Here is a 26,120-nt window from a genome sequence, read left to right on the forward strand (position 1 = left end):
ATTGTTGAATGGAGCTAAGAGGAGGTTATTCAAGTTGTCTTATTTATCGATTAGCACGTGGAGTTTGCATCGGCTGCTGGGGCCGCTTCGGTTTACGACGTGGAATGCGAAGGCCGGGCAGCATGAGCAAAGTGTTCAGGAACAGCCGCAAGCGTTGACCCTGCTGGAGCTCCCAGCCGAACTGGCGAGAAGAGGGTACCAAGCAGCAGAAGTATGTCACTTTCATATTCCATCAACAGACCCTGATTATTTAGCACAGCTGCGGGAAGCATTCAGCGCTGCAGCATTGTCCTTCGATACGCTGCTGCTTGATTATGGCGACCTCACCTCCGAAGACGAAGAGAAGCGTGCAGCAGACATTCGTTTCATGCGGGAGTGGATTGATATCGCATCGCTGGCAGGCGCGAAGCAGATTCGCATCATTGCCGGAGAAGCGCAGCCGGATCAGGAAGAAGCGATCCGCAAGTCAGCTGATGGCCTTATCGAGCTTGGTCGTTATGCCTCTGAGAAAGGTGTGCGTGTTGTAACCGAGAACTTTAAGGCGCTCACTTCAACGGGCACATCGAGCGTGAAATTATTAGAGAGCATCGGCGACGCGGCTGATTTCATTACAGACTTCGGCAATTTCGCGTTTCCAACCAAATATGCAGAGTTTGCTATGACCTTGCATCGCAGCGTATCCGTTCATGCCAAAGCGCAGTATGACGGCGACGGATACCCTGATCGAGAAGAATTTCTCAAATGCTTAGAAACCGTGCGTGCGGCTGAGTTTAACGGCGCAATCGTACTTATTTATGATGGTCCCGGCGACATGTGGGCAGGGCTTGATCGGATTAAAGAGATTGTAGCGGAATATTTATAGAGAAGAGGTGATTGAAATGTCCTTTGTCATTGATGCCGCAACCCGAATCGGAAAGGTCCATTTGCGAGTTAGCCATTTGGAGCGTTCGCTTGCGTTCTACCGTGAAGTTGTAGGGCTGCAGGTTCTCTCTCAAGGAGAAGGCACAGCGGAGCTGAGTGCACAGGACAGCTCTGCACCTCTGCTGCATCTGCGAGAAATCCCGAATGCCGTGCCGCGTCCGCGCCGATCAGGAGCGGGTCTGTATCACTATGCTTTGCTGGTGCCGGACCGTAAGTCACTCGGCCTTGCGCTGCGCAACCTCGTTGCAAGCGGCATCCACATTGGGCAGGCTGATCACTTCGTGAGCGAAGCGTTATATATTGCAGATCCCGACAACAACGGGATCGAAATCTACCGAGACCGCCCTCGCGAAGAGTGGGAACGCGATGAGAAGGGGCAGTATGTGATGGGCCTCGATCCGATCGACTGGGAGGGCTTGTTGGCGGAAGCCGGCGATGCACCGTGGAGCGGACTGCCTGCAGGCACGACAGTGGGACACATTCATCTTCATGTCTCTGAACTGCCGACTACGGAACATTTCTACCATGATGTGCTCGGCTTCGCGCTTGTCGCTCAAATGGCGGATTCTGCGCTCTTCATCTCAGCAGGCGGTTATCACCACCACATCGGACTCAATGTGTGGGCAGGCATCGGCGCAGCGTTAACACCGGAGAACGCGCCGGGACTCGATTATTATGAAATCATACTTCCAAACGAATCCGCGCAAATGGCGCTCTTCGCACGTTTGCAGGCTGCAAGTGTACCTCTGCAAACCGACCGCGGAACGGTCATCGTACGCGACCCGTCCGGCATCGAGATTCGGCTTATCGTCCGATCGCAAGCGCCGCGCTAATAGAATGGTTATGACGCAAAGCCTCTATTATCCATCGACCTGGAAGAGGCTTTTTTGCTGAGTAAAATGTGTGATAATTGCAAAATTCGGATGGACGCTACTATCATTGATTTGCTTGATTTATCTAGACGTACACCGCTTCATTATGTACACAATTTTGTGTGGAGATATGCAATTACTGGTAAGAGGGAGGAGCTGCTTCATGGCAAGTCAGCGAGGGTTGCTGGTAACGTATATTCGCAACAATTGGTATATCTACGCATCCGGCATTTCGTTTTCCATTGCGGCGAATATATTTCAGGCTTATTTTCCGAAAGTGCTCGGCAGTTTCACGGATCAACTCCAGCAAGGTGGGCTTACCAAAGACGCAGTCTGGGATTCCAGCATGATCTTACTCTTAATTGGCGTTGCCTATGGCGTACTTGGCGGTATCGGACAGTTTCATATTATGTATGTGGGCCGCAAATTTGAATGGTATACGCGCAGGCGATTGTTTAGCCATTTCACCACGCTTGGCGAGCAGTACTATTCGAAGAACGGCGTCGGCAAACTGCTCAGTTATGTCATGAATGATGTAACGACTGTACGGGAGTCAATTGCGATGGGCGTCAATCAGACGGCGAACGCTGTGATGCTCATTATATCCGTTATCGTCATGATGATTCTGAGCGATATTCCGATTTATCTGATTCTGGTTTGTATTTCGCCGTTGCTGCTCATCCCATGGGTAGTCGTGCGAGTCGGACCTAACATTCGTAAGCGCTCTCTTGCTGTCCAGGAGTCGCTTGGCGCGATGACGGAATCTGCGGAAGAACAGTTCGGCGGCATTCGCGTGACGAAGAAATTTGCGGTAGAAGACATTATGAACGAGAAATTCGGCAAATCCGTTGACCGGATCAGGGATAATCAGCTGAAGCTGGTGCGCATCTCGTCTTATTTTCAAGCACTCATTCCTTTTCTCGGGGCACTATCCCTCATCATTACACTGGCTTATGGCGGGTATTTGGCACTTGGCGGCACGATTACGCTCGGTAACTTCGTTGCCCTTACGCTCTATGTTCGCATGATGGTCAACCCGCTGCAGGCGATCGGGAATGTGATCAATACGATTCAACGTTCTCGCGCGTCTGTCGAGCGATTGAATGATCTGCTGAACAAGCAGCCGGAAATTAAAGAAGAGCCTTCTGCGGTGGAGGTCGATTGGGAGCGCGAGACGCTGTCGATCAACGACTTGTCCTTCACGTATCCGGATTCGCCGGAAGAGGCGCTTAAGCATATTTCGCTTCAGGTAGCACCGGGTAAGACGATTGGCATCGTAGGGAAGACAGGTTCGGGCAAAACAACCCTCACCAAGCTGCTCCTTCGCGTTTACGATCCTCCACTCGGGGCAGTAACAGTCGGCGATAAGGATCTGCGCAGCTTGAAGCTTGAGAATTTGCGCGGTGGAATTGCTTATGTTCCGCAGGATGGGTTCCTGTTCAGCTCGACGATTCGGGATAATATTTCGTTCTACAAACGCGGTGCAGACCTTGCCCTAGTGGAGAAAGCAGCGCGGCATGCCAAGATTCACGAGAGCATCATGTCGTTTCCCGATGGCTTCGAGACGAAGCTGGGCGAGCGGGGCGTTACCCTCTCCGGCGGTCAGCGTCAGCGGACTGCGCTTGCACGCGGCATGATGATGGATGCGCCGATTCTCATTCTGGATGACAGCGTCAGCGCCGTCGATGCCGTTACGGAGACCGCTATTATTGATACGATTCGTAAGAAACGTCAGAACAAAACAACGATCATTATCGCTCACCGGATCAGCGCGCTCAAACATGCCGATGAAATCATCGTGCTGGACGAGGGCCGGATTGTGCAGCGGGGAACGCATGGATCACTGCTTGCGCAGGGCGGCATCTATGCCATGCTCCATGCCATTCAGGAGGAGGGAAGCGGCGTTGGCTAAAATCATCAACAACGGACAGGTGGACGCGAGATTAGATAGTCCGGTTGCTCCCAGCAAAGAGAGTAATAAGGAAGCTTACAAGGGGCTTATCGCATATGCGAAGCCGTATCGATTGACCTTTCTGGCCGTGTTTGGCTGTATTATCGTTGCGATCGCCGCAGATTTGCTGCAGCCCTATCTGGTTAAGATTGCGATCGATGATCATTTGATGAAGGGCGATCGCAGCCCGAATACGCTTTTTCTCATTGCAGGCCTTTATCTTCTACTTTCAGTCGCAGGATTTGTATTTACGTTCTTGCAAAATAATCTGCTTCAGAAGGCCGCCCAAGGTATCGTTGCTGCGATTCGCAAGAAGCTGTTCCGCCATATCTCGAAGCAGTCGATGTCGTACTTCGACCGTGTGCCAAGCGGCAGTCTCATCACGCATGTGTCGAGCGATACGGAGTCGCTCAATCAGTTCTTCTCGCAAGTGCTGCTAAGCGTGCTGCGTGACGGCCTGACACTGGTGTTCATTATCGCGTTAATGTTTCAGCTTGATGTGAGGATGACGCTCTACTGCCTTATTTTGCTGCCGATCATTGCACTGAATGCTTTCGCATTCCGTTCCTATATGCACACGACCTACCAGATGGCGAGAACCAATTTGTCGAGAATGGTTGCTTTTGTTGCAGAGAATTTGGCCGGCATGCGCATCATTCAAGTGTTCCATCAAGAGAGAGAACAGCAGAAGCAGTTCGATGAGAAGAATCGCCTCTACTTCCGCTCCAATTTGCGGGAAATTCGGACGAACGTGCTGTTTAACCGCTCTTTTGAAATTATGGGCAACTTGTCCGTTGCATTCGTCACGTGGCTTGGCGGCAATGCGGTGCTGGGCGAAAGTCTTCCGTTTGGCGTACTCTTCGCGTTTATTACGTACATTCGTCAATTCTTCCAGCCAATCAATAATATCTCGCAGCAGTGGAATACCCTTCAATCCGCAACGGTATCGTTGAACCGGATTTGGGGAATATTCGGTACGGTGCCGGAAGTGCGGGATGCCGAGAATGTACGAAGCTTGGATGCTGCGGCTGTGAAAGGGAAGATTGATTTTGACGGCGTGAAATTCGGCTACAAGGATGGCTTGCCGGTTATTCATCATCTGGATCTGCATGTGAAGCCGGGCGAAATGATCGGAATCGTCGGGACAACCGGCGCAGGCAAAAGCTCACTCATCAGTCTGCTCTGCCGATTCTACGATGTGCAGGAAGGCCGCGTCACGATTGATGGCACCGATGTTCGCGATCTGCCGCAGGAGACGCTTCATCGGTTGATCGGCTTGGTGCAGCAGGAGCCCTACCTCTACTCCGGCAGCATCATCGATAACGTCCGATTGTTTGACGAGACGATTACGAGGGAGCAAGTCATGGAGGCGTGCAGACTGGTAGGCGTGGATACGCTCATCGGACGGATGAAGGACGGCTACGATACACGCTTGTCTGAGCGGGGGAGCGGGCTGTCTGCCGGCGAGCGTCAGTTGATTTCATTCGCGAGAATCATCGTGTTCAAGCCGAAGATCCTTATTCTCGATGAAGCGACAGCTAACTTGGATTCGCATTCCGAACAGCTCATTCAAGAGGCGCTGACGGTCGTCTCCCAAGGGCGGACGACGCTGGTTATCGCGCATCGGTTGTCCACCATTATGGGAGCGGACCGGATCCTCGTCATGAAACAAGGCGAGATCGTTGAGGAAGGCAACCATAGGGAGCTGCTCGCGCGCGGCGGATATTATGAGGAGCTGTACCGGCATTCGCAAGGGCGGAAAGCACAGCAGCTTGCCGCGGGAGCGGCTGGAGCAGCGACTGCAACAGCTGTTGGTGTGAAGAAGAGTTGCGGAGTGGGGTAGCGGGGATAGCGGGGATAGAGCGGGTGAACGGGGCATAAATGGGGATAACTATGGAAGTTATCCCCGGAAATTTGGTCAAATGTGGATGGTTTGTGAGTAAATCTGTGGATAGAGTGGTGAAACTCGCCTCGGTGCCGGGATTGTTAGTCCAAAGCGGACTATCCGCTCTCGGTTGCTCTCGAAGTAACTTGCTCTCGTTCGCTCGAAGCTACCTGTTTTCGTTCGCTCGAAGTAACTTGCTCTTGTTCGCTTGAAGCTGCCTGCTTTCGTTCGCTCGAAGTAACTTGCTCTCGGTCGCTCGAAGCTACCTGCTTTCGTTCGCTCGAAGTAACTTGCTCTCGGTCGCTCGAAGCTACCTGCTTTCGTTCGCTCGAAGTGACCCGCTCTCGGTCTCTCAAACTGACCTACTCTTGGTCGCACGAAGTAATCTGCTCTCGGTCGATCAACTAATCTACACTAGGTCTCTCGAGTCAAAAATAGTGACTATTAGACAACATTTTTCTAATCTGGCTCACTAGACCAGCAAAATGTTGCGCTGTATGCAACATTCAAGATAAATCCGGGCCTTTTATCGTGATAATCAATGATAATGTTGCCTTTGCCGCAACATTATCGAAGCAGAGGGCAGATTTTCGGCGCAAATGTTGCCGGATGCGCAACATTTGCACTGTAGAGCAGATGCATCGGCCATGCAGCTGCTCTCGCGAGCGGCAAGAAGCGTACCGGGACATCTACATGGGAGCAAATTCAGCGAAATGAGCGGAAGAAGCGTACCACGAGGTCTACATGGGAGCAAATTCGGCGAAATGAGCGGATGAAGCGTACCAGGAGGTCTACAAGGAGCAATTTCAGCGAAATGAGCGGAAGAAGCGTACCAGGAGGTCTACATGGGAGCAAACGCGGCGAAATGAGTGGAAGAAGCGTACCAGGAGGTCTACATGAGAGCGAACGTCAATAGACAATTTGAAATGATCTGTGAGATAATCGACTACTAGATGATACTCAGTCTGACGTAAGGAGCTTGAGGAATGGAATACCTAGTATTGCTTGCAGAAATAATGCTGGTCAATCTCGTACTTAGCGGCGACAATGCTGTTGTTATCGCGCTCGCGAGCCGTAATTTGCCTTTGCAGCACCGGAAGAAAGCGGTTTGGTGGGGAGCGATGGCTGCTGTAGGGCTGCGGATTATTTTGACTGCGGTTGCCGTATATTTGCTCAAAATCCCGTTCATCCAAGTGGCCGGCGCATTGCTGCTGTTCTGGGTAGCGATACAGCTGCTTAAGGATGATGGTGACGGCAAGGACATCGAAGGTGCGCAATCGCTCGTGAAAGCGATCCGGATCATCGTGATGGCCGACTTTATTATGAGCTTGGACAATGTACTGGCGATTGCGGCCATTGCCAACAATAATATTTGGCTGATGTCGCTCGGGGTCGCGCTAAGCATCCCAATTATCGTATGGGGCAGTCAGTTGATCATGTCGCTGTTGCACAAATTCCCGATTTTTATTTATCTCGGTGCCGGCATTCTAGGTTACACGGCCGGTGAAATGCTGGAAGAGAGCGAAACCGTGAAATCGGGGCTGCACAAAGTTTCCGAGTATGCGGACAATATCTTCCCGTTCATCTGCGGACTGCTTGTCATCGCTATTGGTTACCTCTTACAGAAACGTGGGCGTTCCGAAGTACAGGGAGCTTAACATCCATCTTTGAATGTGAACAAAAGGCGAGCCGCAAGGGATTCAGAATCCCAAGCAGCCCGCCTTTTCTATTTACCCCCGTGATTTTCTCTTCAACAATGCAACCCCGTTCGCTTCAAGCTGAACAGACGAGCCAACCGCAGCTCCGCTCTCAAGCTCCTCGTAAGCACATTCATCCAGTGCAACGCTTTGCGCGGCACCGCTGAAATTCATCAAGAAGATATAATCATGCTCCCCATCTGAGCGCAGCTGCGCAGTCACGCCATCCGGCAGCTCCGTGTCCATCGTGCGGTTAACGCCTGCCTCTTTCACAATACGAGCGTAGAAGTCACGCAGAAAATCTCCCTTAAGCCGCGTCGCCATATGATAGGCGCGACCTGTACCAAGTCGATTCACGGTCAGCGCCGGCTGCCCCGCATAGAAGTCACTCTCATATACGCCGAGCACCTCCGCGCCTTCCGCATGGATGATCTCACAAATTTCGTGCGACTCATAGGTTCCGCTGAGCCCAAGGCGATTGCCCTCTGATAAAACCAATCCGTTGCGATCATGGTCATACAAGCCTTCGATTTCCTCCGCCCAGATCCCAAGCGTCTTACGCAGCGGCCCCGGGAAACCACCGAGATGGCAGAGATCGGTTGCGCCGACAATGCCTGACCAGTACGTGGTTACGAGCGTGCCGCCGTTCTCCACAAACTTCTCCAGCCGGCGTCCTGTCTCTTCGGTGCATAGGTACAGCATCGGAGCGACGATTAGGTTGTAGCAGGACCAGTCCTCCTCGGAACCGACCACATCAACGGGAACACCGAGATCCCAGAAGGCTTTATGATGCGCAATGACCGTTTCCTCATAACGCAGCCCGATGTTCCGCGGTCCTTGCGAGTCTTTGATCGCCCAGCGATTATCCCAATCGAAGAGTAGTGCTGATTGCGAAGGCGTCGAACTGCCCAGCACCTCTGTTAAACCGGATAATGTCTTTCCAAGCGAAGCAACATCCCGGAACACGCGTGTATGCTCCGTTCCGTCATGATCGACGACAGCGCCGTGAAACTTCTCGCTGGAGCCGCGGCTTTTGCGCCACTGGAAGTACTGTACCGAATCGGAGCCATGCGCCACCGCTTGCAGGGAAGAAAGGCGGTGCATGCCCGGACGCTTCAGCTTGCTGACAGGCTGCCAGTTCGTTAAGCTCGGTGTGCTTTCCATAAGCAGAAAAGGTTTCCGCTTCAAGGAACGGTACAAATCGTGGTAAAAGGCAAAGAAAGCAGCCTGCCCGATATCGTCGGCGGCAGAATGCCAGGTCGGATAAGCATCCCACGAAATGACATCGATTTCTTGGGCAAGCTTGCGGTAATCCAGCCCTTCGATCATATGCATATTGGTTGTAATCGGAAGCTGTGGGTTGAACGGTCGAACCGAAGCAACCTCATGTCTGCAGAAGTCCGCCGTTTGATCGCTGACAAAACGACGCCAATCCAAATTATGGGCATGCACCAGAAATTCACCGTGGAAAGCCGGAGACTCAATTTGCTCCCAATTCGTATAGGTATGTGCCCAGAAAGTCGTCCACCATGCTGTGTTGAGCGCATCAAGTGAACCGTACTTCGCTTTCAGCCACTCGCGAAATGCATCCTGACAATAATCGCAATGACATTCGCCGTTATATTCATTTGAGATATGCCAACCTAGGACGGCAGGGTGATTGCCATACCGCTCGGCCAGCTTCGCATTCATAATGGCGGTTTTCTCGCGGTAAACAGGCGATGTAAAGCAGTGATTATGGCGCATGCCGAACAGGTTACGTACACGGTTGGCTTCTACGCGAAGCACTTCGGGATATTGCTGTGCCATCCATGCCGGACGCGCACCGCTTGGTGTAGCGAGCCAAGCGAAGATCCCATTGGCTGCGAATGTATCCAGCAAGCGGTCCATCCATTCGAAGGTGAACACGCCTTCCTCCGGCTCCAGTGCAGCCCATGCGAAGATCCCTACTGCCATCGTATTGCAGCCTGCGAGCTTCATCAGTCGAATATCTTCGGCAAGGACCTCCGGATATTGCTGCCACTGATCCGGATTGTAGTCGGCGCCGTGCATGAAAGCTGGGAGCTTGTCGCTGATCGGGGGAAACTTTTGGAGCTTTATCGTCATGGTTTGAAATCCTCCTCATTATTATCGTACAATTCTCGCATTGCGATTTATGATTTGCAGTCTATATGAACTCCATAATAGAATATTATTGCAGGATTCGCATCGAACGAAACGAATAATAAATCGGATAATTTGAACATAAAAGGAGAAGAGAGAATGCTCCCGTTTGTACTGGCAGAATTGCCCCAACGTCATAAACCTCTGCCGCTATCTATTTATTGCATAGGCAGCCATGAGCAGAAGCATTTGATAAGACCCGAGGGGTTTCCCGCGCATCAGCTGTTTCTGACTCGGCAAGGGACAGGCCAATTCGTCATCAATGGCAGCGAGAATATTGTGCTCAAGCCCGGAAGCGCATTGCTGCTGAAGGAGCATGTGAGCCATGAATATTATCCTCACGATATGGACGATGGACAGTGGGAGCTTGGTTTTGTTGCGTTTCGAGGTGCAGCGGCAGAAACGATGCTGGATATGATCATGCGATCATCCGAAGCGGCAGCAGTGACAGCGACAGCGATGGCTGAGCAGAATATACACTATCTTTTCGAACCGACTAACTTCGATGAACTATGGGAGAAGCTCGAACTGCTGTGGCATATGATCAGCGTGAGTGGTGAAGACGGCTATTGGGAGGCCTCGCTGGGCGCCTATGATTTGCTATTGACTGTTATTAGGGGCTCAAGCGGGACGGAGCTGAAGCAATCCGTTACCCCGGGAGGCGACGGCAATGCCGCGCTGAAAGCAGGTGTTCAGCTAATGCATGACCATTATAATGAGCGATTGCTCCTTACGAATGTAGCCCGAGCGTCCGGCTACTCGGTGCAGCATTTTCATCGGTTGTTCGTCGGCAGCTACGGGATGACACCGAATCAGTATATAAATCGCATCCGAATGAAGCGGGCGGTGCAGCTGTTGGAGGAGCTTGGGCATGCGAGCGGCAGTGTCGAGAAGGTAGCCATGCAGCTTGGAATGGAGACGAGTTATTTTATCCGATTGTTCAAGAAAACGTACGGAACGACCCCCAAACAATGGAAAACCAATTAATTTGTTTAAAAAATTGACGAAATTGTGTACTCGCCGTTAAAATAAGGATTAACACTTTGGCACTTTTCCGAGTCAAAGCATATGTGCGTTAACGGGGTACTAGACAAACATTGATGAAAAGGGGTAATAATTGTGAAGAAAAAGATGATTGCTTCTCTCCTAATCTCAGCGGCTGCACTTGTGGCGGTAACTGGCTGCGGGGCCAAAAATGACAACACGTCAGGTTCCGGCAACAACGCGGACTCCAAAACGTATTCAATCGCGATCTCGCAGTATGTCGAGCATCCGTCGCTTGACGCAACACGCGAAGGTTTCCTGGCTGCACTTAAGGATGCCGGTATTACAGAAGGCGACAACCTGAAGGTTGATATGAATAACGCGCAAGCGGATGCCAGCAATAATCTATCTATCGCACAGAAGATTGCTTCCAAGGATTATGATCTCATTCTAGGTATCGCAACACCGTCGGCACTTGCTGTTGTGCAAGAAGAGAAAGAAAATCCGGTCTTGTTCGCGGCTGTAACAGACCCGCTGGCAGCAAAGATCGTCAGCAACCTGGATAAGCCGGGCGGTAACGTTTCAGGTGCATCGGATACGAATCCTGCAGCGATTACGCAGCTAATGGAATTTATCGCAAGCAAATTTACAAACGTGAAGACAGTGGGTATGGTCATCAACGAAGGCGAGCCGAATGCGGTTATTATGGCAGACCTGGCGGAGAAAGCACTTGGCGAGCACAACATCAAACTGCTTAAAGCGCCTGTAACGGCAACTTCCGAAGTAAGCCAAGCGGCTGAATCGCTGGTTGGTCGTGCGGATGCCCTTTACATCGCACTCGATAACACGGTTGTAAGCAGCGTTGACTCTATCATTAAAGTAGCTAACGATAACAAAATCCCGTTCTTCTCGAGCGATCGCGATACCGTTGAGAAGGGTGCTTTTGCAACGGTAGGCTTCAAATATTATGACCACGGCTACCAAGTCGGTCAAATGGCTGTTGAAATCCTGAAGGACGGCAAGAAACCGGCTGACATGAAAGTGACTGTGCCGGAGAAGCTGGATCTTATTCTTAACCTGAAAGCCGCTGAAGCGCAAGGCATCACGGTTACAGACGAGATGAAGAGCGAAGTGAAAGATCAAGACAACAACATTATTAAGTAGGGCAAATCGGAGTGGGCGGTTCCTGTCGCTCGCTCCTTTTTTATTTTATTAAGGAGGCTATTACGATGCTAGGATCAATGATCGGAGCGGTAGAGCTGGGTCTGCTGTATGCATTAATGGCGATCGGCGTCTACATCACGTTCCGCATACTCGATTTTCCCGATTTGACTGTTGACGGCAGTTACACGACAGGCGGCGCTGTTGCGGCGATCATGATTACGCATGGCTATGAGCCGTGGATTTCAACCATCTGTGCATTTATCTGCGGGTTGGCTGCGGGTGCGATTACAGGCCTGCTTCATACAAAAGGCAAAATCAACGGACTTCTCGCCGGTATTCTCATGATGATCGCGCTCTACTCCATTAATCTGCGGATTATGGGTAAGCCGAATATTTCGCTTGTGAATACAGACACGTTGTTCTCCGCTATTTCGGATAATAGCTGGGTGTACATCCCGGTTCTTGCCGTTCTTGTGCTGCTCGTTAAGTTGCTGCTGGATGGGTTTCTTCACACGGATGTGGGGCTTGCGCTTCGTGCGACCGGCGATAATGCCCGCATGATTCGCAGCCTGGGTGCCAACACGGATACGACCAAAATCATCGGCGTGAGTCTATCGAACGGACTCGTTGCGTTATCCGGTGCGTTAATCGCGCAGGAGTCGGGTTTTGCGGACATGTCCATGGGCGTCGGCACGATCGTTCTGGGACTTGCTTCGGTTATCATCGGGGAAGCGATCTTCGGCTTCCGCACTGTGTTTCAAGCGACATTGGCGGCCGTTCTCGGCTCCATCGTGTACCGGATTATCTACGCGCTTGCGCTGCGCGTCGAATTCTTCGATGCATCTGATTTGAAAATGATTACGGCGCTAATTGTAGTCGCTGCCCTGGTCATCCCGACCGTTCGACGCTCGATGAAGCAGAAGGCTTTGGCCCGTAAACGAACCCAGGAGCTGCTCGTTGCGGCCGGCAGTAAGGGAGGTCGAGCTTAACATGCTGGAAATTGCGCAAGTATCTAAGCTATTTAATCCCGGAACGCCGGATGAGAAAATCGCGCTGATGAACATTCAGCTGAAGCTGAATCCCGGCGACTTCGTTACCGTTATCGGCAGCAACGGTGCGGGTAAATCAACGCTGATGAATATCATCTCCGGCGTCATGAAGCCGGATATCGGCGAGGTTCGCATTGATGGCAAAGTGATCCACCATCTGCCGGAACATGAACGCAGCCGCTGGATCGGGCGCGTCTTCCAAGACCCGATGGCAGGTACCGCTCCTACGATGTCGATCGAGGAGAACCTGTCGATGGCCTATATGCGCGGCAAGAAGCGGGGCCTCAGCTGGGGAGCGAGCAAGGCGAAGCGCAAGCTGTTCCACGAGCAGCTGCAGCGCTTAGGCATTCGGCTCGAGGAACGGATGAGCGCGAAGGTCGGCCTGCTGTCCGGCGGCGAGCGCCAGGCGCTGAGCCTGCTGATGGCGACGTTCACGAAGCCGCAAATTTTGCTGCTGGATGAACATACGGCAGCGCTTGACCCGGCTCGCGCGGAGCTCATCACGGTGCTGACCGAAGAGATCGTCCGCGAGATGAAGCTGACGACGCTCATGGTCACGCACAATATGGAGCAGGCGATTCGCCTCGGCAATCGCTTGATCATGATGGATAAAGGTCGCATCATTCTGGACATTCCGGAATCACGCAAACGCGACCTGACCGTTCCGCAGCTGCTCGGCGAATTCGAGCAGATTAGCGGCCGTCAGCTGGCGGACGATCGAATCGTCCTAGGATAGAGAGAAAGTCGAGAACAGGCTGCGCGGAGCGGCAGGTTCTCGACTTTTTTGTTGTTGTGCAGTACGCGAGGAGCGTGGTGAGCAGCGGCCAAACGGGAGCCGACGTTCTCCACCGCCACTCCCCGGCCAACCCAGCCTCCCGTGCATGATCTCCACCACCGAAAGAAGCCTGTTCGTTCTTCATGCTCACTAACCGACCAACCCAGCCGCCCGCGCATGATCGCGCCAAGCGCCACCGTCGCCCGCGCCAGCTACTCCCCAAGCTGCTTCGTCAGCCATTCCTTCACCGTGTCGAATACGTCATCGCGGTCGAGCTCGTTGTGGAGCTCGTGCTTGAGGCTGGGCCACTCGATGAAGGTGCATGGCGCACCGGCCAAGTCGGCGAACTGCCGGCTAGCTTTAATAGAGGTTACTTTGTCGCTCCCACCATGCATGAGCAGCAGCGGCAATCGCCACTCGGCAGCATGTTTTAATGCCCACACCCCCGCGGTTTGCACGCTGAGGAAGAAGCGAGCGGTGATGGAGCCATGGCCAAGCGGATCCTCCTGGTACCGTTTGATCATAATCGGATCAGAAGTCAAATGATCGCCGTTCATAGGTCTATTATTGGAATAGGACGGGAATAATCGATTCACCACCCGCGCGACCATAACTTGGAGCGGGGGCGGGTTGAAGGCGAGCATCAGCCATGGCCCCGTGACGATAACCCCGTTAACCTCCGGTTTCCGCCGGAGTACGTAGTTCAGCGTAACGTTGCCGCCCATGCTATGCCCGTACAGGAAAACCGGCGTATCCGGAAAGCTCTCTTGTGCCGCAATCAGCATCGAATCGACGCCGTCCAGCAGCGCATCATACGTTGGTGTGTGCCCGCGTTTGCCCTCGTTCTTCCCATGTCCTACCTGATCGAAGCCGAAGACCGCATACCCGGCTGCCGTAAACATTTCAGCAACATGCCGGTAACGACCGATATGCTCACCCATTCCGTGGATAAGACATACAACGGCTCGAATGAGCTGCCGATTCTCGGGCCTCCATTCACAAGCATGGCGAACGGTGCCATCCTCGCATTGCAGCTGAAAACTACGCTCAATCATCATTCTGCCTCCCGTAGGCGTTCATTCCGCCAGATGCGATTTTTCCGAATTGTTCTCTACATTGCTAATTCAAACTTTACCATAGTAGAACAGGGAAAATAAATGTGAACGCGAATCCCCTAAATTTTAGACTGGCAAGAAAGCAGGAGTTACGGCATTATAGAGAGAAGTTCAACGGTAGCAAGTTTATTCTAATAAACCCAATGGTGTTGTATCAGGAAAGGTGGACGTATGCGTAAAACGAAAGTAGGTATTATTGGCTGTGGCGCAATCAGCAGCATTTATCTGGAGAACTGCACAGGCAGCTTCAGCGGTGTACTTGAAGTTGTAGCCATCGCGGATCTGTTCGTAGAGTCAGCGCAGAAGCGAGCGGAAGAGTTCAACATTCCCAAGGCGTGCTCGGTTGTAGAACTGCTGGCAATGCCCGAGGTCGAAATCGTCATTAACTTAACATCCCCGACTGTTCATACGGAAGTAAACTTGCAAATCCTGCATGCCGGCAAGCATGTATACGCAGAGAAACCATTCGCGCTAACACGTGAAGATGCAGACCGTGTCCTTGACCTAGCTCGTGAAAAAGGTCTTCGTGTCGGCATCGCGCCGGATACATTCCTTGGTGCAGGCCTTCAAACCGCTCGCAAGCTGATCGAAGATGGCTGGATCGGTACGCCTTATGCGGCAAGCGGCTTGATTATTATGGGTAACGCTTACGATGCCATGCATCCACAGTTCCAAAACTTCCTGCAAACCGGCTGGGATCCGCTTTTTGATATGGCACCTTACTACTTGACGGCTTTCGTTAATTTGCTGGGTCCGGTTCGTAAAGTGTCCGGTTCCGTAGGTAACGTGAATCGTGAATTTACGGTGACGAATCCGAAATCGCCTCGTTTTGGCGAAACGGTGCCTGTTACAGCGCCTATGCATGTTTCGGCCTTGCTGGAGTTTGATAACGGGGTATCCGCAACGCTGCAAGTCGGCAAAGAGAGCTTCGGCTACACGCCGCGCCTGGAGATTTACGGTACGGAAGGCAATCTGGTAGTAAACGATCCGAACATGTTTGATGGGGCGATTACGCTGCAGCAAGCAAACGGTACAGTGAAAGAGTTCCCGTATTCCCACGGTTTCTCGAAGAACAGCCGCGGCATCGGCGTAGCCGACATGGCGTATGCGATTCAATCCGGCAGAGCACATCGTGCAAGCGGAGAGCTGTCCCGTCACGTGCTCGATATTACAATTGGCATACTCGACAGCGCTGAGAGCGGCAAACATATTGCGGTCACAGCACCATGCGAAGTTCCGGCTCCACTGCCACTTGGCTTGAAATACAATCAACTAGACGCATAGCACATTTGAAATAAGATGGGGGTCTTCATATCATGAGTGACAAAATTCGAGTTGGACTGATCGGTTACGGTTTTGCCGGCCGTATTTTTCATGCGCCTTTTGTAGATGCTGTTGAAGGATTGGAGCTGGCTGCCGTTGTTGAGCGCAGAACCGCCCATTCGAAGGAGAAATACCCTGGCGTGAAAGTCGTCAACGATGTCCGTTATTTGTACGAGGATCCAAGCATCGACCTCATTATCGTAACGACGCCAAGCACGGATCATTACGCATTCGTCAAAGAAGCGCTGCTCGCCGGCAAGCATGTGGTTGTAGAGAAGCCGTTCACGCCGACTTCCGCAGAAGCGGACGAGCTTATTGCCCTGGCCAAAGAGCAGGGCAAAGTACTGAGCGTCTATCATAACCGCAGATATGACGGCGATTACTTGACCATTCAGGAACTGCTTCGTCAAGGGATGATCGGCGAAGTGAGGGACTGCACGTTCTCGTGGGACGGCTTCGACCCCGTCATGAATTCCACGAACTGGCGTGAAGGAGCGCTGCCGGGTACAGGTGTTTTCTACGATCTAGGCGTTCATTTCTTCGACCAGGCGCTGACGCTCTTCGGCATACCGGATGCAATCAACGGCGATGTGCGTGTGCAGCGAGAAGGAGCAGAGGCTCATGATTTCTTTGATGTGACGCTGTTCTATGGTAATCAGCAGAAGGTGCGAGTGAAGTCCTCGAAGTTTGTACGTGAAGCCAGCCCGCGTTATGTACTGCATGGCACGGAAGGCTCTTTCGTCAAATACGGAACCGACCCGCAGGAGGCTGCCCTGATTGGCGGCGCGATGCCGAACGATCGTGGATTCGGTATTGAACCGAGAGAAAATTGGGGAAAGCTCAATTCTTCGATCGGCAGCATGCATTTTGAAGGCGTTGTTGAAACGTTTCACTCGTCTTACAAGGGATATTATGACAATATTTACAAACATATCATCGGACAAGCAGAACTGAATGTGAAGCCGGAAGAAGCGAGAAATGCGATCCGTTTGATCGAGCTGGCGCTTCAAAGCAGTGAGGAAGGCAGAACGCTGCCGGTTAAGCTGTAGGCTGAATCGCTCGTCTGCAAAATAGGAGGAACGAAGCTATGTTTCCATTCCAAGCGTCATTGAACGCGTCGACATTATTTCCTTTTAAGCTGAATGTGCTGGAGCAGATTAAGGTTGCTGCCGAAGCAGGTTATGAAGGTATTGAGCTGTGGGTTTCGGACATTGAAGCTTTTCTCGCAAGCGGCGGTACTGCTGAGCAAATCAGAGCGTGCCTGAGCGAGAATAACGTTGTATTCGCTAACGCGATTGCGTTCTTTAAATGGGCGGATGCGGATGCAGCTGTTCGCGCAGAGGGTTTTGCCCAAGCGGGGCGGGAACTGCGCATGCTGGCTGAGCTTGGCTGCCGCGCTGCGGCTGCGCCACCTTTTGGCGATGTGGCGAGCGTTTCGCTCAGCGACATGGGACAGTATTATGCGGAACTGACGGCGCTTGGCCGCGAGATCGGCATTGATGTTTATTTGGAGTTCTGGGGCAAGGCGAGCAAGCTTTCGACCGTTAACGAAGCGAAGGAAGTCGTTCTGGCTTCCGGGATCGAGCAAGCACAGGTACTGTTGGACCCGTTCCATATGTACACTGGCGGCAGTAGTGTTGAGGATTTGAAGCAGCTGCAAGGCCGTCAGATCGGCATCGTTCATGCCAATGACTATCCGGCTGCTCCTTCAAGAGAAGTCATTACGGATGCTGAGCGGGTATTTCCCGGCGAAGGCGTTGCTCCACTGAAAGAGATTGCCGAAGTGTTGTACGCTTCCGGCTACCGTGGTTTTCTATCGGTGGAATTGTTCATCGAAGACTTCGGCACCCTTACGGCTCTGGAAGTTGCGAGCAAAGGGATTACGACATTGAAGCAAGCTTTTCAGGTGGAAGGTTAAAACTTGAGTTACGTTAAGGGCTGGGCATTCGGATCAAATCCGGTGCGCAGCCCTTTTCCAATATCTTCTTTACAGCTAGCCGCTTGCAGGCCTATAATCGACTCGGGTAGCGCCAATTTAGGTTCTAAGGGGATGCTGTAATGAAACTGTCCGTATGTTTGGATGCTTTGTATCACGGGAAGGATTTTTTCGCCAGCCTAGAGGAAGTTCGCGCCATTGGGTATGACACGGTCGAGTTCTGGTCGTGGTGGGATAAGGATGTGGAACGTCTTGCACAACTTGCAAGCGATTACAACATGACGATTGCGTCCATGTGTGTGAAATCGGCGAACTTGGTTGATGAGTCATTGCGTGAGGCTTATCTGGATGGACTGCGAGAGTCCATTGCCGCTGCCAAGCAGCTGAACTGCCCCACATTGATATTAACGGTAGGGCAGGAATTAGCCGATGTATCGCGCGAAGTACAGCAGCAATCCATCATTGACGGGCTTCGTGCGAGCGCGCCGCTGGTAGAGGAAGCTGGCATCACCATTGTACTGGAACCGCTAAACACACTTGTTGATCATAAAGGCTATTATTTATCTTCATCGGAACAAGCTTTTGATATTATCCGTCAGGTTGGAAGTCCGAACGTGAAGCTGGTCTTCGACATCTATCATCAGCAAATTATGGAGGGCAATCTGCTTGCGAACATCCTTCCGAATTTGGAGCTGATTGGCCACTTCCATGCAGCGGGCAATCCGGGTCGTCATGAGCTGAGCTCGGGGGAGCTGCATTACGGACGGATTTTTGACGCAATTGATGCGGCTGGTTACGAAGGCTATATGGGGCTGGAATATTTCCCGATTGCCGCGCCGGAGGTTGGGCTCAAGGAACTGCTTGCTGAAGTGAAGGTTTAGAAAAGGTAGTAGGAGCAGTAGTGGTTGCAGGAGTAGAGCAGTAGCAAGAACAGTAGCAGGAACAGCAACAGTAGCAGGAATAGTAGCAAGAACAGTAGCGAGAACAGGCGCAGGCAGGCGGTAACAACAACAGCAACAACAACAACAACAGCAACAACAGCAACAACAACAGCAGTTCTGCAGCTTAGGATAGAGTGTTGTGCATGAAAGACAATGGGAGGAGCATGAATGATGAAGTTGACGGATGAGCAGCTTGCGTTCTTTGACACCTATGGCTTTATTAAGTTTGCCGGACTCTTGAAGGCGGAGAACAGTTGGATTACGGAGGAATTCGAAGCGGTTTTTCCAATGCTTGAGGAGAAACATGACGGCTCTAAGCGTACGATGATCGTGCCGTTCGCCGACCAGCGCGAGCGGTTGTGCTCGCTGATCGATGACCCGCGAATTGCCGGAATCGCGAAATCGCTGCTAGGTGAGGATTTCAATTACATGGGCAGTGACGGGAACTATTACACCGGCGACACGCCTTGGCACCGGGATGGAGAGAACCGTGCGCGTCGGCATATTAAGATGGCGCTGTACCTCGATGAGCTGGATGGTTCAAGCGGTGCGCTTCGTGTGATGCCGGGCACGCATCGGTTGGATGATCAGTACGGTCAGGATGCGGCAAAAGTTTGCCGGTCCATTGGCCAGCTTGGCATTCATGGCGCAGACCTGCCCGCACAAATACTCGATGTCGTGCCAGGCGATGTGCTGGTGTTCGACCACAATCTGTTTCACGCTTCCTTCGGAGGAAGTTCACAGCGCAGAATGTTCACCTTGAACTTGTGCCAGCGCTTCAAGGATGAAGAAATCGACGAGCTGCGCAGCTACATCCTGATGCATGCGCATTTCCGCCGCGACCACTATTATGGTCAAGCGATGCTAAGCAGCGCCACAGAAGAGCGCCGCGTCCACTTGGAGCAAGTCGACTCCCTCTGCGGCGACTACGCCAAACGGACCGAGCATCTCCCGCGCCTGCCGATGCGGATCGGAATGCCCTAATATGCTAAGCCCCACTGGGGAACGGTTTTCCGTTCTTTGGTAGGGCTTTTTATTGTTGTTGGTGAGGGAGAGCCGAGCTCTCGGCGAAAGACGTGAATGAGGGAGTCTACATGGGAGCAAATTCGGCGGAATGGACGAAAGAAGCGTACCAGGGAGTCTACATGGGAGCAAATTCGGCGGAATGGACGAAAGAAGCGTACCAGGGAGTCTACATGGGAGCGAATTCGGCGGAATGGGCGAAAGAAGCGTACCAGGGAGTCTACATGGGAGCAAATTCGGCGAAATGGGCGAAAGAAGGGTACCAGGGAGTCTACATGGGAGCGAATTCGGCGGAATGGGCGAAAGCAGCGTACCAGGGAGTCTACATGGGAGCGAATTCGGCGGAATTGGCTAAAGAAGCGTACCAGGGGATCTACATGGGAGCGGATTCAGCGGAATGAGCAGAAGCTGTGGTTCATTAAAGGTGGGCTTGATCATTATCCATCTAAACTATTAAAGAATTTTGGGGTAAGGCGGGGGAAAAGGATTAGGTTTTTGTTAGTTCTGTTAGAGCATGAGGAAGAAATTAAAAAAACGAGACCATAGCGGCCTCGTTTGATGAGATTAATCATTATTTGGTAAAGCAAAGCAGATTGTCGTCGCTGTGAAGATGGTTTAATATCGCTTGCTGGATCAGCTCCAGATCCTTGGTTCGAAACGCATTGAGCAAATCCTGATGATCCTTCTCCATGTGGTCCAAGTCGTAGAACGGCAGGTTTTTGGAGAAATGCAGGCGAATCTGGTTGACGATGCTTTGCCACGTGAGCATGACCGTGCGTTCAGCAGCCATCTCCAGAATGGATTGGTGAAACAGAATATCGAGGTCGACAAGGCGGCTCTTCGCCCCGCTCGTTACAGCTTCTCTCATCTCATCAATAATGCCCTGCTGCTTGCTGAAGAAGTGGTCATCCAGCTTGTCTAGATAGCGCTTCACAACGAACCATTCGATATGGAAACGGATCGGCATGAGAATGTTCTGCACTTCATCGGCATCCAGATCCGCGACGACGGTTTCTTTATAGGGAACGGAAAGCAGCAGACCTTCGCGTTCGAGCTGGCGGATCGCCTCACGAATGGGGCCGCGGCTGACTCCCATTTGCTCCGCAATTTCCATCTCTTTAATGCGCGCGCCGGGCTGCAGATGTCCGTGTAGGATCGCTTCTCGTAAATCATGCGTCACTTTCTCGCGAAGTGACGTATTGGCTTGCTGCTTGAATGTGAATTCAGCCATATCAGAATTGCTCCCTTATAAGAGTAAGACTCACAGAATGGTCCTAGGTAATCAGATAAATCTTAGTATACGTTGTAAATGTAGAAAATGCACTTTGTTTGTATTTTGTTAACAATCTACAATATACAATTAAGGCAAATATTGTTGACAATAATTCGAGCCCAGAACTACAATAAGCTTAATTAAATGTAAGCGCTATACTTATTTGAGGTCATATATCGCAGTCAGGATGCGCTATTTGAAGAATGGCAGTTCTGAATACGATGAACATTTTACGGCATGAAGATACTACACGAGCAAAGGGGAACCGGCTATGAGAATTACGGAAGTGGAATCGATTTATCTGCGTATTCCGGATTTGGATGCTGAGCGGTGTGATGGCACGCAGGATACGCTTATGATCCGCATTCATACGGATGAAGGGATTACAGGTTATGGTGAGGTTGACTCTGTTCCGCTCGTGGCGAAGGCAGCTATCGATGCACCGCCTTCCCATTCGATTGCTACGGGACTTCGCTCGCTTCTGATTGGCGAGAATCCGCTTGAAATCGACCGTCTGTGGGACAAAATGTACCGGGGCACGATCTACTTTGGCCGCGGCGGTCCGGTGATGCATGCGATGAGCGGCATCGATATGGCGCTGTGGGATATTGCCGGTAAGAAAGCAGGCCGTCCGGTGTCCGAGATGCTCGGCGGCACATACCGTTCCAAGCTCAAAGCCTATGCAAGCTCGCTTATGCCGGGCACGATTGAAGAAGCGGTTCGCCTGGCAGGGCAGTTCGCATCGGAAGGTTACAAGGCGATGAAGTTCGGCTGGGGGCCGATCGGCCGCGATCCGAAATTCGATGAGCAGCAAATTCGCGCGATTCGCGAAACCGTTGGCGAAGACATCGATGTGATGATCGACGGCGGTCTGGCCTGGGATCTGAAAGGCGCACTCCGCATGGCGGAAGTGTATGAGAAATACGGTGTCTTCTGGCTCGAGGAGCCGCTTCATCCGGAGGATCTGATCGGCTATCAGGAGCTGTCGAGACGGACGACGCTTCGCATAGCAGGCGGAGAGCAGGAGAGCGGCGTGACCGCGTTCCGCCGGTTGATTGAGGATGGCGGACATGATATTGTCCAGCCGGATTTGGGCCGCTGCGGCGGACTGACCGAAGGGAAGCGCATCGCGTACATGGCGCATGAGCGTCATAAGCTTGTTGTCCCGCATGCGTTCAAGACCGGGATTCTGGTTGCGGCGAGCACGCATTTTGCTGCGGCAATCCCGAACGGATTCATGATCGAGCATACCGCTTCCACGTCGCCGCTTGCACGCGAATTGGTTTCGGAGGCGATTGAGTTTAAAGACGGCTACGTGCACGTACCGGATCGTCCGGGCCTTGGCGTTACGGTTGATGAAGCAGTTGTGGAACGATATCGCGTCAAATAGGAGGATTTATCTCACATGGCGAAAGCGGGCAGGTTTGACGGCAAGGTGGCGCTGATTACAGGCGGGGCAACAGGAGTCGGCTATGCAACGGCATGCCGCTTGGCCTCGGAAGGCGCAACGGTTGTTATTACGGGCCGCCGTGCGGATGTCGGAGCAGAGGCTGCTGCTGCGCTAATTGAGCAAGGCTATCGCGCTCAGTTCATTGCTTGCGACGTGTCGGACGAAGCAGCGGTTGCCGCAATGTTCGCGCAAGTGGAGAGCGTCTACGGGCAGCTGGATATTCTCGTGAACAATGCGGCGATGTTCGAGCCGATGCGATTCCTCGGTGCGGAGATGAAGAACTGGCGCAAGGTGTTCGATATAATCGTCGACGGTACCTTCCACTGCACGCAAGCCGCTGCGCGAATGATGACGGCCAAGGGTACTCGCGGTTCGATTATTAATGTGTCCTCGATTAACGGCAGCCGCGCGCTGGATGAATCATCGAGCTACAATGCGGCGAAAGGCGCGATGGACCAATTGACGCGCAATACGGCGCTGGAGCTGATCGACGTCGGTATCCGTGTTAACTCCGTCGCGCTCGGTTTTATCGAGACGCCGATGTCGGTGGTGGATGGCGTGAAGGAGCATGAGACGGAGTGGTTTCGAGATATATACGTCGCCCGCGGCAAAATCGCCCAAAGGCGTCAAGGCCAGCCGGAGGAAGTGGCCGGCGTCATTGCTTTCCTGGCATCGGAGGATGCCTCTTATATGTGCGGTGCAGTCATTCCGGTTGATGGTGGATTGTCGATTACCTTTTGATAAACGAGAGAGGTGCGGGAGAAAGGGCTCCTTGCACCTCTTCATCCTGAGAGGAGATTAGATTCTATGCAAGCACTTATCTATGAAGGTCCGAAGGAAATGAATGTAAGGGAAGTCGATGCGCCGGTTGCAGGGGAAGATGAAGTTGTTATTCAGGTGGCATACAGCGGGATTTGCGGTTCGGAGCTAAGCGGTTTTCTAGGCAAAAACTCGCTCCGCAAGCCTCCGATGATCTTCGGCCACGAGTTCTCCGGTATCATTGCGTCCATGGGTAGCCGGGTTGAAGCGTCCGGCGCTTGGTCGCTTGGGCAGCGCGTCACGGCGAATCCGCTTGTGACCTGCGGTCATTGCGACAAATGCGCGAGCGGCAGGCAGCAGCTATGCGTCTCGCGAAAGCTGCTTTCCGCGGCGCTGCCCGGCAGCAACGCGGAATATGTGAAGATTCCGGCAGCCTTCGTCTATGCGGTGCCGGATGGGATGACGCTGCAGACGGCAGCGTTGGCGGAGCCGACTGCGTGCGCAGTGCGTGTAGCCGAGCTCGCCGCTGCGAAGCCGACGGACAAGGTGCTCATTCTCGGCATGGGGCCGATTGGATTGCTGGCTCTGCAAGCCGTGCTGCAGTATGGTGTCAGTGATGTCATTGCCGTGGACATGAATGAGGATCGCCTAGCGATTGCGCGTCGTCTTGGCGCGAAGCATGTCATCTGTCCGGCAGGCGTGGATACGCTGGAGGAAGTGAAACGGCTAACCGGCGGCAGCGGCGTGAACATTGCCATTGATGCCGTTGGCGCAGGCTTGACGCGCAAGCAGTGCGTGCTGGCCTGTGGGACCGGCGGTCGTGTTGTTTTTACAGGGCTGCATGAGGAAGAGTCGGCCTTGCCGATTAATATTGCGATCCGCAGCGAGATTACGATGACGGGCTCTTTTGCCTATTCGGCTATGAATTTCCGGACTGCGCTTCAGTGGCTGGAAGAAGGCCGCATCGGACTTGATGAGGGCGTTGTAGAGGCGCCGCTTAGCGAAGGCGCGAAGTGGTTCGAGACGTTGCTCGGGTCACCGGGCAACGTGTCCAAAGTATTGCTGATTCCGGGAGGTGCATCGTAATGCCGCGATTTGAAGAATGGCATTCCCCGATTGCGGGCATCAGCCGCAAGATTTTCCGTCCCGGCCAATCGATTATGAGCATGATGCTTACGCTCGACTCGGGCTCCATTGGGCCGGCTCACTCACACCCGCATGAGCAGCTTACGTTTGTCATCAGCGGCCAAATCGCCATGACGATGAACGGCGAAACGACAATTGTCAGCGCAGGTGAGCAAATTCACGTGCCCGGCGATGCGGTGCATGAGGTGAAAGCGCTGGAGGATACGGTTATGATCGAGAACTTTACGCCGCTGCGCGAGGATTTGCTGGCCACGATTACGGAGTAGGGTGGCGCGAGGCAAGAGCTGAGGCAGGATGAAGAGATCGGATGGCGAGAACGGAATTCGAGATCGTATGACGAGAACAGAATTCGAGATCGTAGTGGAGATCCTCGCAGTAATCTGTGAGGCGAAGGGTGGTCGTTCTTGTGACAGTTACGGTGGATACCAATTGGACGTACAACGACATTCGAACGGTGCTTCTGGAGAATGAGCAGCTTCGTGTCATTATCATGCCGGACCTAGGCGCGAAAATATGGCAGATCACGTTCAAGCCGCGCGGTAAGGATCTGCTGTGGCATCATCCTCGCATGAAACCGCGGAAGCTTGCGCTGCATTCCGTCTATGACGATCATTTCTTCGGTGGCTGGGATGAGCTGTATCCGAATGATATCGCGGAGACGATCGATGGCGAGCCGTTCCCGGATCACGGGGAGATCTGGACGCTGCCGTGGCAGTATGCGCTGGAGCGGGTACACCCTGAAGAAGTCACGCTTCACATGTGGGTGGAAACGCCCATCAGCGCAACGCGACTGAGCAAGCGGGTTACGCTGCGCGCCGGTGAATCGAAGCTGCGTTTCGCGCACACGATTACCAATCTCGGCCGCAAACCGCAGCCGTATTTGTGGAAGCTGCATGCGGCAATGGCAGCCGATGAGCATTCGCGGATCGATTTGCCTGCCCGCAACATGGAGATGGAGGGCTTCGGCTCGCCGCGTACCGGCAAAACCTCGTACAGCTACCAGTGGCCCTATTCTCAGGATGACGCGGGTGAAGTACATGATATGCACTGGGGACTGCCGCATTCGTCAGGCGTCAGCGAATTCCAATATGCCACAGATATGCAGGCTGGATGGTGCGCTTTGACGCATACGCGAGAAGGCATCGGGTTTGGCCTGAGCTATGATAACCGTGTGCTGCCGACTTGCTGGCTGTTCGCTTCCTATGGCGGTTGGCGAGAGCTGCAAACCGTTGTACTGGAGCCATGTTCCGGCTATCCGGTCGGGCTGCAGGACGGACTGGATCGCGGAACGCACCAAGCCCTGCAGCCCGGGGAGACGGTGTCTTGTACCGTCATCGCTACGGTGTTTGAAGGATTGACAGCGGTGGATCACATTGATGCTGACGGTGAAGTGACGGGCACGGCAAGGTGAGCAACTGTTGAAGGAACAAATACCCGAGCGTCGTTCTGTGACGATGCTCGGGTATTTCTGTTGAAGTAGCCCGCCAGAGGCGGTGGAAGGCTGAGAGTAGGATTGTCGACTTCTCAGCGGCAGGCCCACGCGAGAAAGGAGCAAATTTGGAGCGATGAAGACACTATAAGCGGAATAGTCGCTTAAAGCGCAGAACCACATGAGAAGGGAGCGAATGCAGAGCGTTCGTGATAGTGCTGGCGAAACAGCCGCTGGAATGACATGTAACTTTTGCCTATGAGC

General features: G+C 52.8%; 24 protein-coding genes. 20 read left to right on the plus strand and 4 right to left on the minus strand.

What is annotated here, in order from left to right:
- The first annotated feature begins 34 nt into the window (after nt 1–34).
- The 4 genes from AC0YN4_RS19825 to AC0YN4_RS19840 all read left to right on the plus strand — a co-directional run bounded on the left by AC0YN4_RS19825 (nt 35) and on the right by AC0YN4_RS19840 (nt 5,587).
- On the plus strand, nt 35–862 hold the full coding sequence (locus AC0YN4_RS19825; protein WP_475836576.1) for a sugar phosphate isomerase/epimerase family protein: 828 nt from the start codon (nt 35–37) through the stop codon (nt 860–862).
- Between the two features lie 16 nt (nt 863–878).
- On the plus strand, nt 879–1,754 hold the full coding sequence (locus AC0YN4_RS19830; RefSeq protein WP_475836577.1) for a VOC family protein: 876 nt from the start codon (nt 879–881) through the stop codon (nt 1,752–1,754).
- 202 nt (nt 1,755–1,956) lie between these two features.
- Complete coding sequence (locus tag AC0YN4_RS19835) at nt 1,957–3,705, plus strand: ABC transporter ATP-binding protein (RefSeq protein ID WP_475836578.1); 1,749 nt, start codon at nt 1,957–1,959, stop codon at nt 3,703–3,705.
- Nucleotides 3,698–5,587, plus strand: coding sequence for an ABC transporter ATP-binding protein (locus AC0YN4_RS19840; RefSeq protein ID WP_475783510.1), 1,890 nt, complete (start codon nt 3,698–3,700; stop codon nt 5,585–5,587). Before AC0YN4_RS19835 ends, AC0YN4_RS19840 begins: the two co-directional genes overlap by 8 nt.
- Before the next feature lie 158 nt (nt 5,588–5,745).
- Here the strand turns inward: AC0YN4_RS19840 and AC0YN4_RS19845 are convergent, their stop codons facing one another.
- The gene (locus AC0YN4_RS19845; RefSeq protein ID WP_475836579.1) at nt 5,746–5,985 is read right to left on the minus strand and encodes a hypothetical protein; all 240 of its coding nucleotides are present in this window, start codon (nt 5,983–5,985) and stop codon (nt 5,746–5,748) included.
- Between the two features lie 630 nt (nt 5,986–6,615).
- On the opposite strand from AC0YN4_RS19845, the gene AC0YN4_RS19850 reads away from it, so the two are divergent.
- Nucleotides 6,616–7,287, plus strand: coding sequence for a TerC family protein (locus AC0YN4_RS19850; protein WP_475783511.1), 672 nt, complete (start codon nt 6,616–6,618; stop codon nt 7,285–7,287).
- Between the two features lie 72 nt (nt 7,288–7,359).
- Here AC0YN4_RS19850 and AC0YN4_RS19855 read toward each other — a convergent pair whose 3' ends face one another.
- Nucleotides 7,360–9,432 (minus strand): beta-galactosidase, encoded by a 2,073-nt coding sequence (locus AC0YN4_RS19855; RefSeq protein WP_475836580.1) that lies wholly within the window; start codon nt 9,430–9,432, stop codon nt 7,360–7,362.
- A gap of 156 nt (nt 9,433–9,588) precedes the next feature.
- On the opposite strand from AC0YN4_RS19855, the gene AC0YN4_RS19860 reads away from it, so the two are divergent.
- The 4 genes from AC0YN4_RS19860 (at nt 9,589) to AC0YN4_RS19875 (ending at nt 13,422) form a co-directional block, all read left to right on the plus strand.
- Nucleotides 9,589–10,476: an AraC family transcriptional regulator gene (locus tag AC0YN4_RS19860; protein WP_475836581.1), complete on the plus strand. Its 888-nt coding sequence runs from the start codon at nt 9,589–9,591 to the stop codon at nt 10,474–10,476.
- Between the two features lie 132 nt (nt 10,477–10,608).
- On the plus strand, nt 10,609–11,637 hold the full coding sequence (locus AC0YN4_RS19865) for an ABC transporter substrate-binding protein (RefSeq protein WP_475783514.1): 1,029 nt from the start codon (nt 10,609–10,611) through the stop codon (nt 11,635–11,637).
- A gap of 65 nt (nt 11,638–11,702) precedes the next feature.
- Nucleotides 11,703–12,626, plus strand: coding sequence for an ABC transporter permease (locus tag AC0YN4_RS19870; protein ID WP_475783515.1), 924 nt, complete (start codon nt 11,703–11,705; stop codon nt 12,624–12,626).
- Between the two features lies 1 nt (nt 12,627).
- Nucleotides 12,628–13,422, plus strand: a complete 795-nt coding sequence (locus AC0YN4_RS19875) for an ABC transporter ATP-binding protein (RefSeq protein WP_475783516.1) — start codon at nt 12,628–12,630, stop codon at nt 13,420–13,422.
- Nucleotides 13,423–13,673: 251 nt separating this feature from the next.
- Here AC0YN4_RS19875 and AC0YN4_RS19880 read toward each other — a convergent pair whose 3' ends face one another.
- The gene (locus tag AC0YN4_RS19880; protein WP_475836582.1) at nt 13,674–14,516 is read right to left on the minus strand and encodes a lysophospholipase; all 843 of its coding nucleotides are present in this window, start codon (nt 14,514–14,516) and stop codon (nt 13,674–13,676) included.
- A gap of 231 nt (nt 14,517–14,747) precedes the next feature.
- Here AC0YN4_RS19880 and AC0YN4_RS19885 point away from each other — a divergent pair, with 231 nt between their 5' ends.
- From AC0YN4_RS19885 to AC0YN4_RS19910, 6 genes are all read left to right on the plus strand, one after another.
- Nucleotides 14,748–15,860 carry a Gfo/Idh/MocA family protein gene (locus AC0YN4_RS19885; protein WP_475836583.1) on the plus strand — a complete coding sequence of 371 codons (1,113 nt, stop codon included), beginning with the start codon at nt 14,748–14,750 and terminating at the stop codon, nt 15,858–15,860.
- A gap of 32 nt (nt 15,861–15,892) precedes the next feature.
- The gene (locus AC0YN4_RS19890) at nt 15,893–16,948 is read left to right on the plus strand and encodes an oxidoreductase (RefSeq protein ID WP_475836584.1); all 1,056 of its coding nucleotides are present in this window, start codon (nt 15,893–15,895) and stop codon (nt 16,946–16,948) included.
- 38 nt (nt 16,949–16,986) lie between these two features.
- Nucleotides 16,987–17,817, plus strand: a complete 831-nt coding sequence (locus tag AC0YN4_RS19895) for a sugar phosphate isomerase/epimerase family protein (protein ID WP_475783520.1) — start codon at nt 16,987–16,989, stop codon at nt 17,815–17,817.
- 140 nt (nt 17,818–17,957) lie between these two features.
- On the plus strand, nt 17,958–18,716 hold the full coding sequence (locus AC0YN4_RS19900; protein ID WP_475783521.1) for a hydroxypyruvate isomerase family protein: 759 nt from the start codon (nt 17,958–17,960) through the stop codon (nt 18,714–18,716).
- A gap of 228 nt (nt 18,717–18,944) precedes the next feature.
- Entirely contained in the window at nt 18,945–19,760 is an 816-nt protein-coding gene (locus AC0YN4_RS19905; RefSeq protein ID WP_475783522.1) for a phytanoyl-CoA dioxygenase family protein, read from the plus strand.
- A gap of 110 nt (nt 19,761–19,870) precedes the next feature.
- The gene (locus AC0YN4_RS19910) at nt 19,871–20,200 is read left to right on the plus strand and encodes a hypothetical protein (RefSeq protein ID WP_475836585.1); all 330 of its coding nucleotides are present in this window, start codon (nt 19,871–19,873) and stop codon (nt 20,198–20,200) included.
- Nucleotides 20,201–20,370: 170 nt separating this feature from the next.
- On the opposite strand, the gene AC0YN4_RS19915 is transcribed toward AC0YN4_RS19910, so the two are convergent.
- Nucleotides 20,371–21,030, minus strand: a complete 660-nt coding sequence (locus tag AC0YN4_RS19915) for a GntR family transcriptional regulator (RefSeq protein WP_475783524.1) — start codon at nt 21,028–21,030, stop codon at nt 20,371–20,373.
- Between the two features lie 313 nt (nt 21,031–21,343).
- Between AC0YN4_RS19915 and AC0YN4_RS19920 the strand changes: the two genes are divergently transcribed.
- The 5 genes from AC0YN4_RS19920 to AC0YN4_RS19940 all read left to right on the plus strand — a co-directional run bounded on the left by AC0YN4_RS19920 (nt 21,344) and on the right by AC0YN4_RS19940 (nt 25,838).
- Nucleotides 21,344–22,462, plus strand: a complete 1,119-nt coding sequence (locus AC0YN4_RS19920) for a mandelate racemase/muconate lactonizing enzyme family protein (RefSeq protein ID WP_475783525.1) — start codon at nt 21,344–21,346, stop codon at nt 22,460–22,462.
- Nucleotides 22,463–22,477: 15 nt separating this feature from the next.
- The gene (locus AC0YN4_RS19925; protein WP_475836586.1) at nt 22,478–23,263 is read left to right on the plus strand and encodes an SDR family NAD(P)-dependent oxidoreductase; all 786 of its coding nucleotides are present in this window, start codon (nt 22,478–22,480) and stop codon (nt 23,261–23,263) included.
- Nucleotides 23,264–23,329: 66 nt separating this feature from the next.
- Nucleotides 23,330–24,367 carry a zinc-dependent alcohol dehydrogenase gene (locus AC0YN4_RS19930; protein WP_475783527.1) on the plus strand — a complete coding sequence of 346 codons (1,038 nt, stop codon included), beginning with the start codon at nt 23,330–23,332 and terminating at the stop codon, nt 24,365–24,367.
- A complete protein-coding gene (locus AC0YN4_RS19935) occupies nt 24,367–24,693 on the plus strand; it encodes a cupin domain-containing protein (RefSeq protein WP_475783528.1) in 327 nt (108 codons plus the stop codon). The genes AC0YN4_RS19930 and AC0YN4_RS19935 overlap by 1 nt, the downstream gene beginning before the upstream one ends.
- Nucleotides 24,694–24,833: 140 nt before the next feature.
- The gene (locus AC0YN4_RS19940) at nt 24,834–25,838 is read left to right on the plus strand and encodes a DUF4432 family protein (protein WP_475783529.1); all 1,005 of its coding nucleotides are present in this window, start codon (nt 24,834–24,836) and stop codon (nt 25,836–25,838) included.
- The last annotated feature ends 282 nt before the right edge of the window (nt 25,839–26,120 follow it).

The organism is Paenibacillus sp. J22R3, from assembly GCF_056269305.1.

Coding starts and splice junctions, on each gene's coding strand:
- AC0YN4_RS19830 (WP_475836577.1), top strand. CDS start 879: ATGTCCTTTGTCATTGATGCCGCAACCCGAATCGGAAAGGTCCATTTG.
- AC0YN4_RS19835 (WP_475836578.1), top strand. CDS start 1,957: ATGGCAAGTCAGCGAGGGTTGCTGGTAACGTATATTCGCAACAATTGG.
- AC0YN4_RS19850 (WP_475783511.1), top strand. CDS start 6,616: ATGGAATACCTAGTATTGCTTGCAGAAATAATGCTGGTCAATCTCGTA.
- AC0YN4_RS19855 (WP_475836580.1), bottom strand. CDS start 9,432: ATGACGATAAAGCTCCAAAAGTTTCCCCCGATCAGCGACAAGCTCCCA.
- AC0YN4_RS19860 (WP_475836581.1), top strand. CDS start 9,589: ATGCTCCCGTTTGTACTGGCAGAATTGCCCCAACGTCATAAACCTCTG.
- AC0YN4_RS19870 (WP_475783515.1), top strand. CDS start 11,703: ATGCTAGGATCAATGATCGGAGCGGTAGAGCTGGGTCTGCTGTATGCA.
- AC0YN4_RS19875 (WP_475783516.1), top strand. CDS start 12,628: ATGCTGGAAATTGCGCAAGTATCTAAGCTATTTAATCCCGGAACGCCG.
- AC0YN4_RS19880 (WP_475836582.1), bottom strand. CDS start 14,516: ATGATTGAGCGTAGTTTTCAGCTGCAATGCGAGGATGGCACCGTTCGC.
- AC0YN4_RS19885 (WP_475836583.1), top strand. CDS start 14,748: ATGCGTAAAACGAAAGTAGGTATTATTGGCTGTGGCGCAATCAGCAGC.
- AC0YN4_RS19890 (WP_475836584.1), top strand. CDS start 15,893: ATGAGTGACAAAATTCGAGTTGGACTGATCGGTTACGGTTTTGCCGGC.
- AC0YN4_RS19895 (WP_475783520.1), top strand. CDS start 16,987: ATGTTTCCATTCCAAGCGTCATTGAACGCGTCGACATTATTTCCTTTT.
- AC0YN4_RS19900 (WP_475783521.1), top strand. CDS start 17,958: ATGAAACTGTCCGTATGTTTGGATGCTTTGTATCACGGGAAGGATTTT.
- AC0YN4_RS19905 (WP_475783522.1), top strand. CDS start 18,945: ATGATGAAGTTGACGGATGAGCAGCTTGCGTTCTTTGACACCTATGGC.
- AC0YN4_RS19910 (WP_475836585.1), top strand. CDS start 19,871: ATGGGAGCAAATTCGGCGGAATGGACGAAAGAAGCGTACCAGGGAGTC.
- AC0YN4_RS19915 (WP_475783524.1), bottom strand. CDS start 21,030: ATGGCTGAATTCACATTCAAGCAGCAAGCCAATACGTCACTTCGCGAG.
- AC0YN4_RS19920 (WP_475783525.1), top strand. CDS start 21,344: ATGAGAATTACGGAAGTGGAATCGATTTATCTGCGTATTCCGGATTTG.
- AC0YN4_RS19925 (WP_475836586.1), top strand. CDS start 22,478: ATGGCGAAAGCGGGCAGGTTTGACGGCAAGGTGGCGCTGATTACAGGC.
- AC0YN4_RS19930 (WP_475783527.1), top strand. CDS start 23,330: ATGCAAGCACTTATCTATGAAGGTCCGAAGGAAATGAATGTAAGGGAA.
- AC0YN4_RS19935 (WP_475783528.1), top strand. CDS start 24,367: ATGCCGCGATTTGAAGAATGGCATTCCCCGATTGCGGGCATCAGCCGC.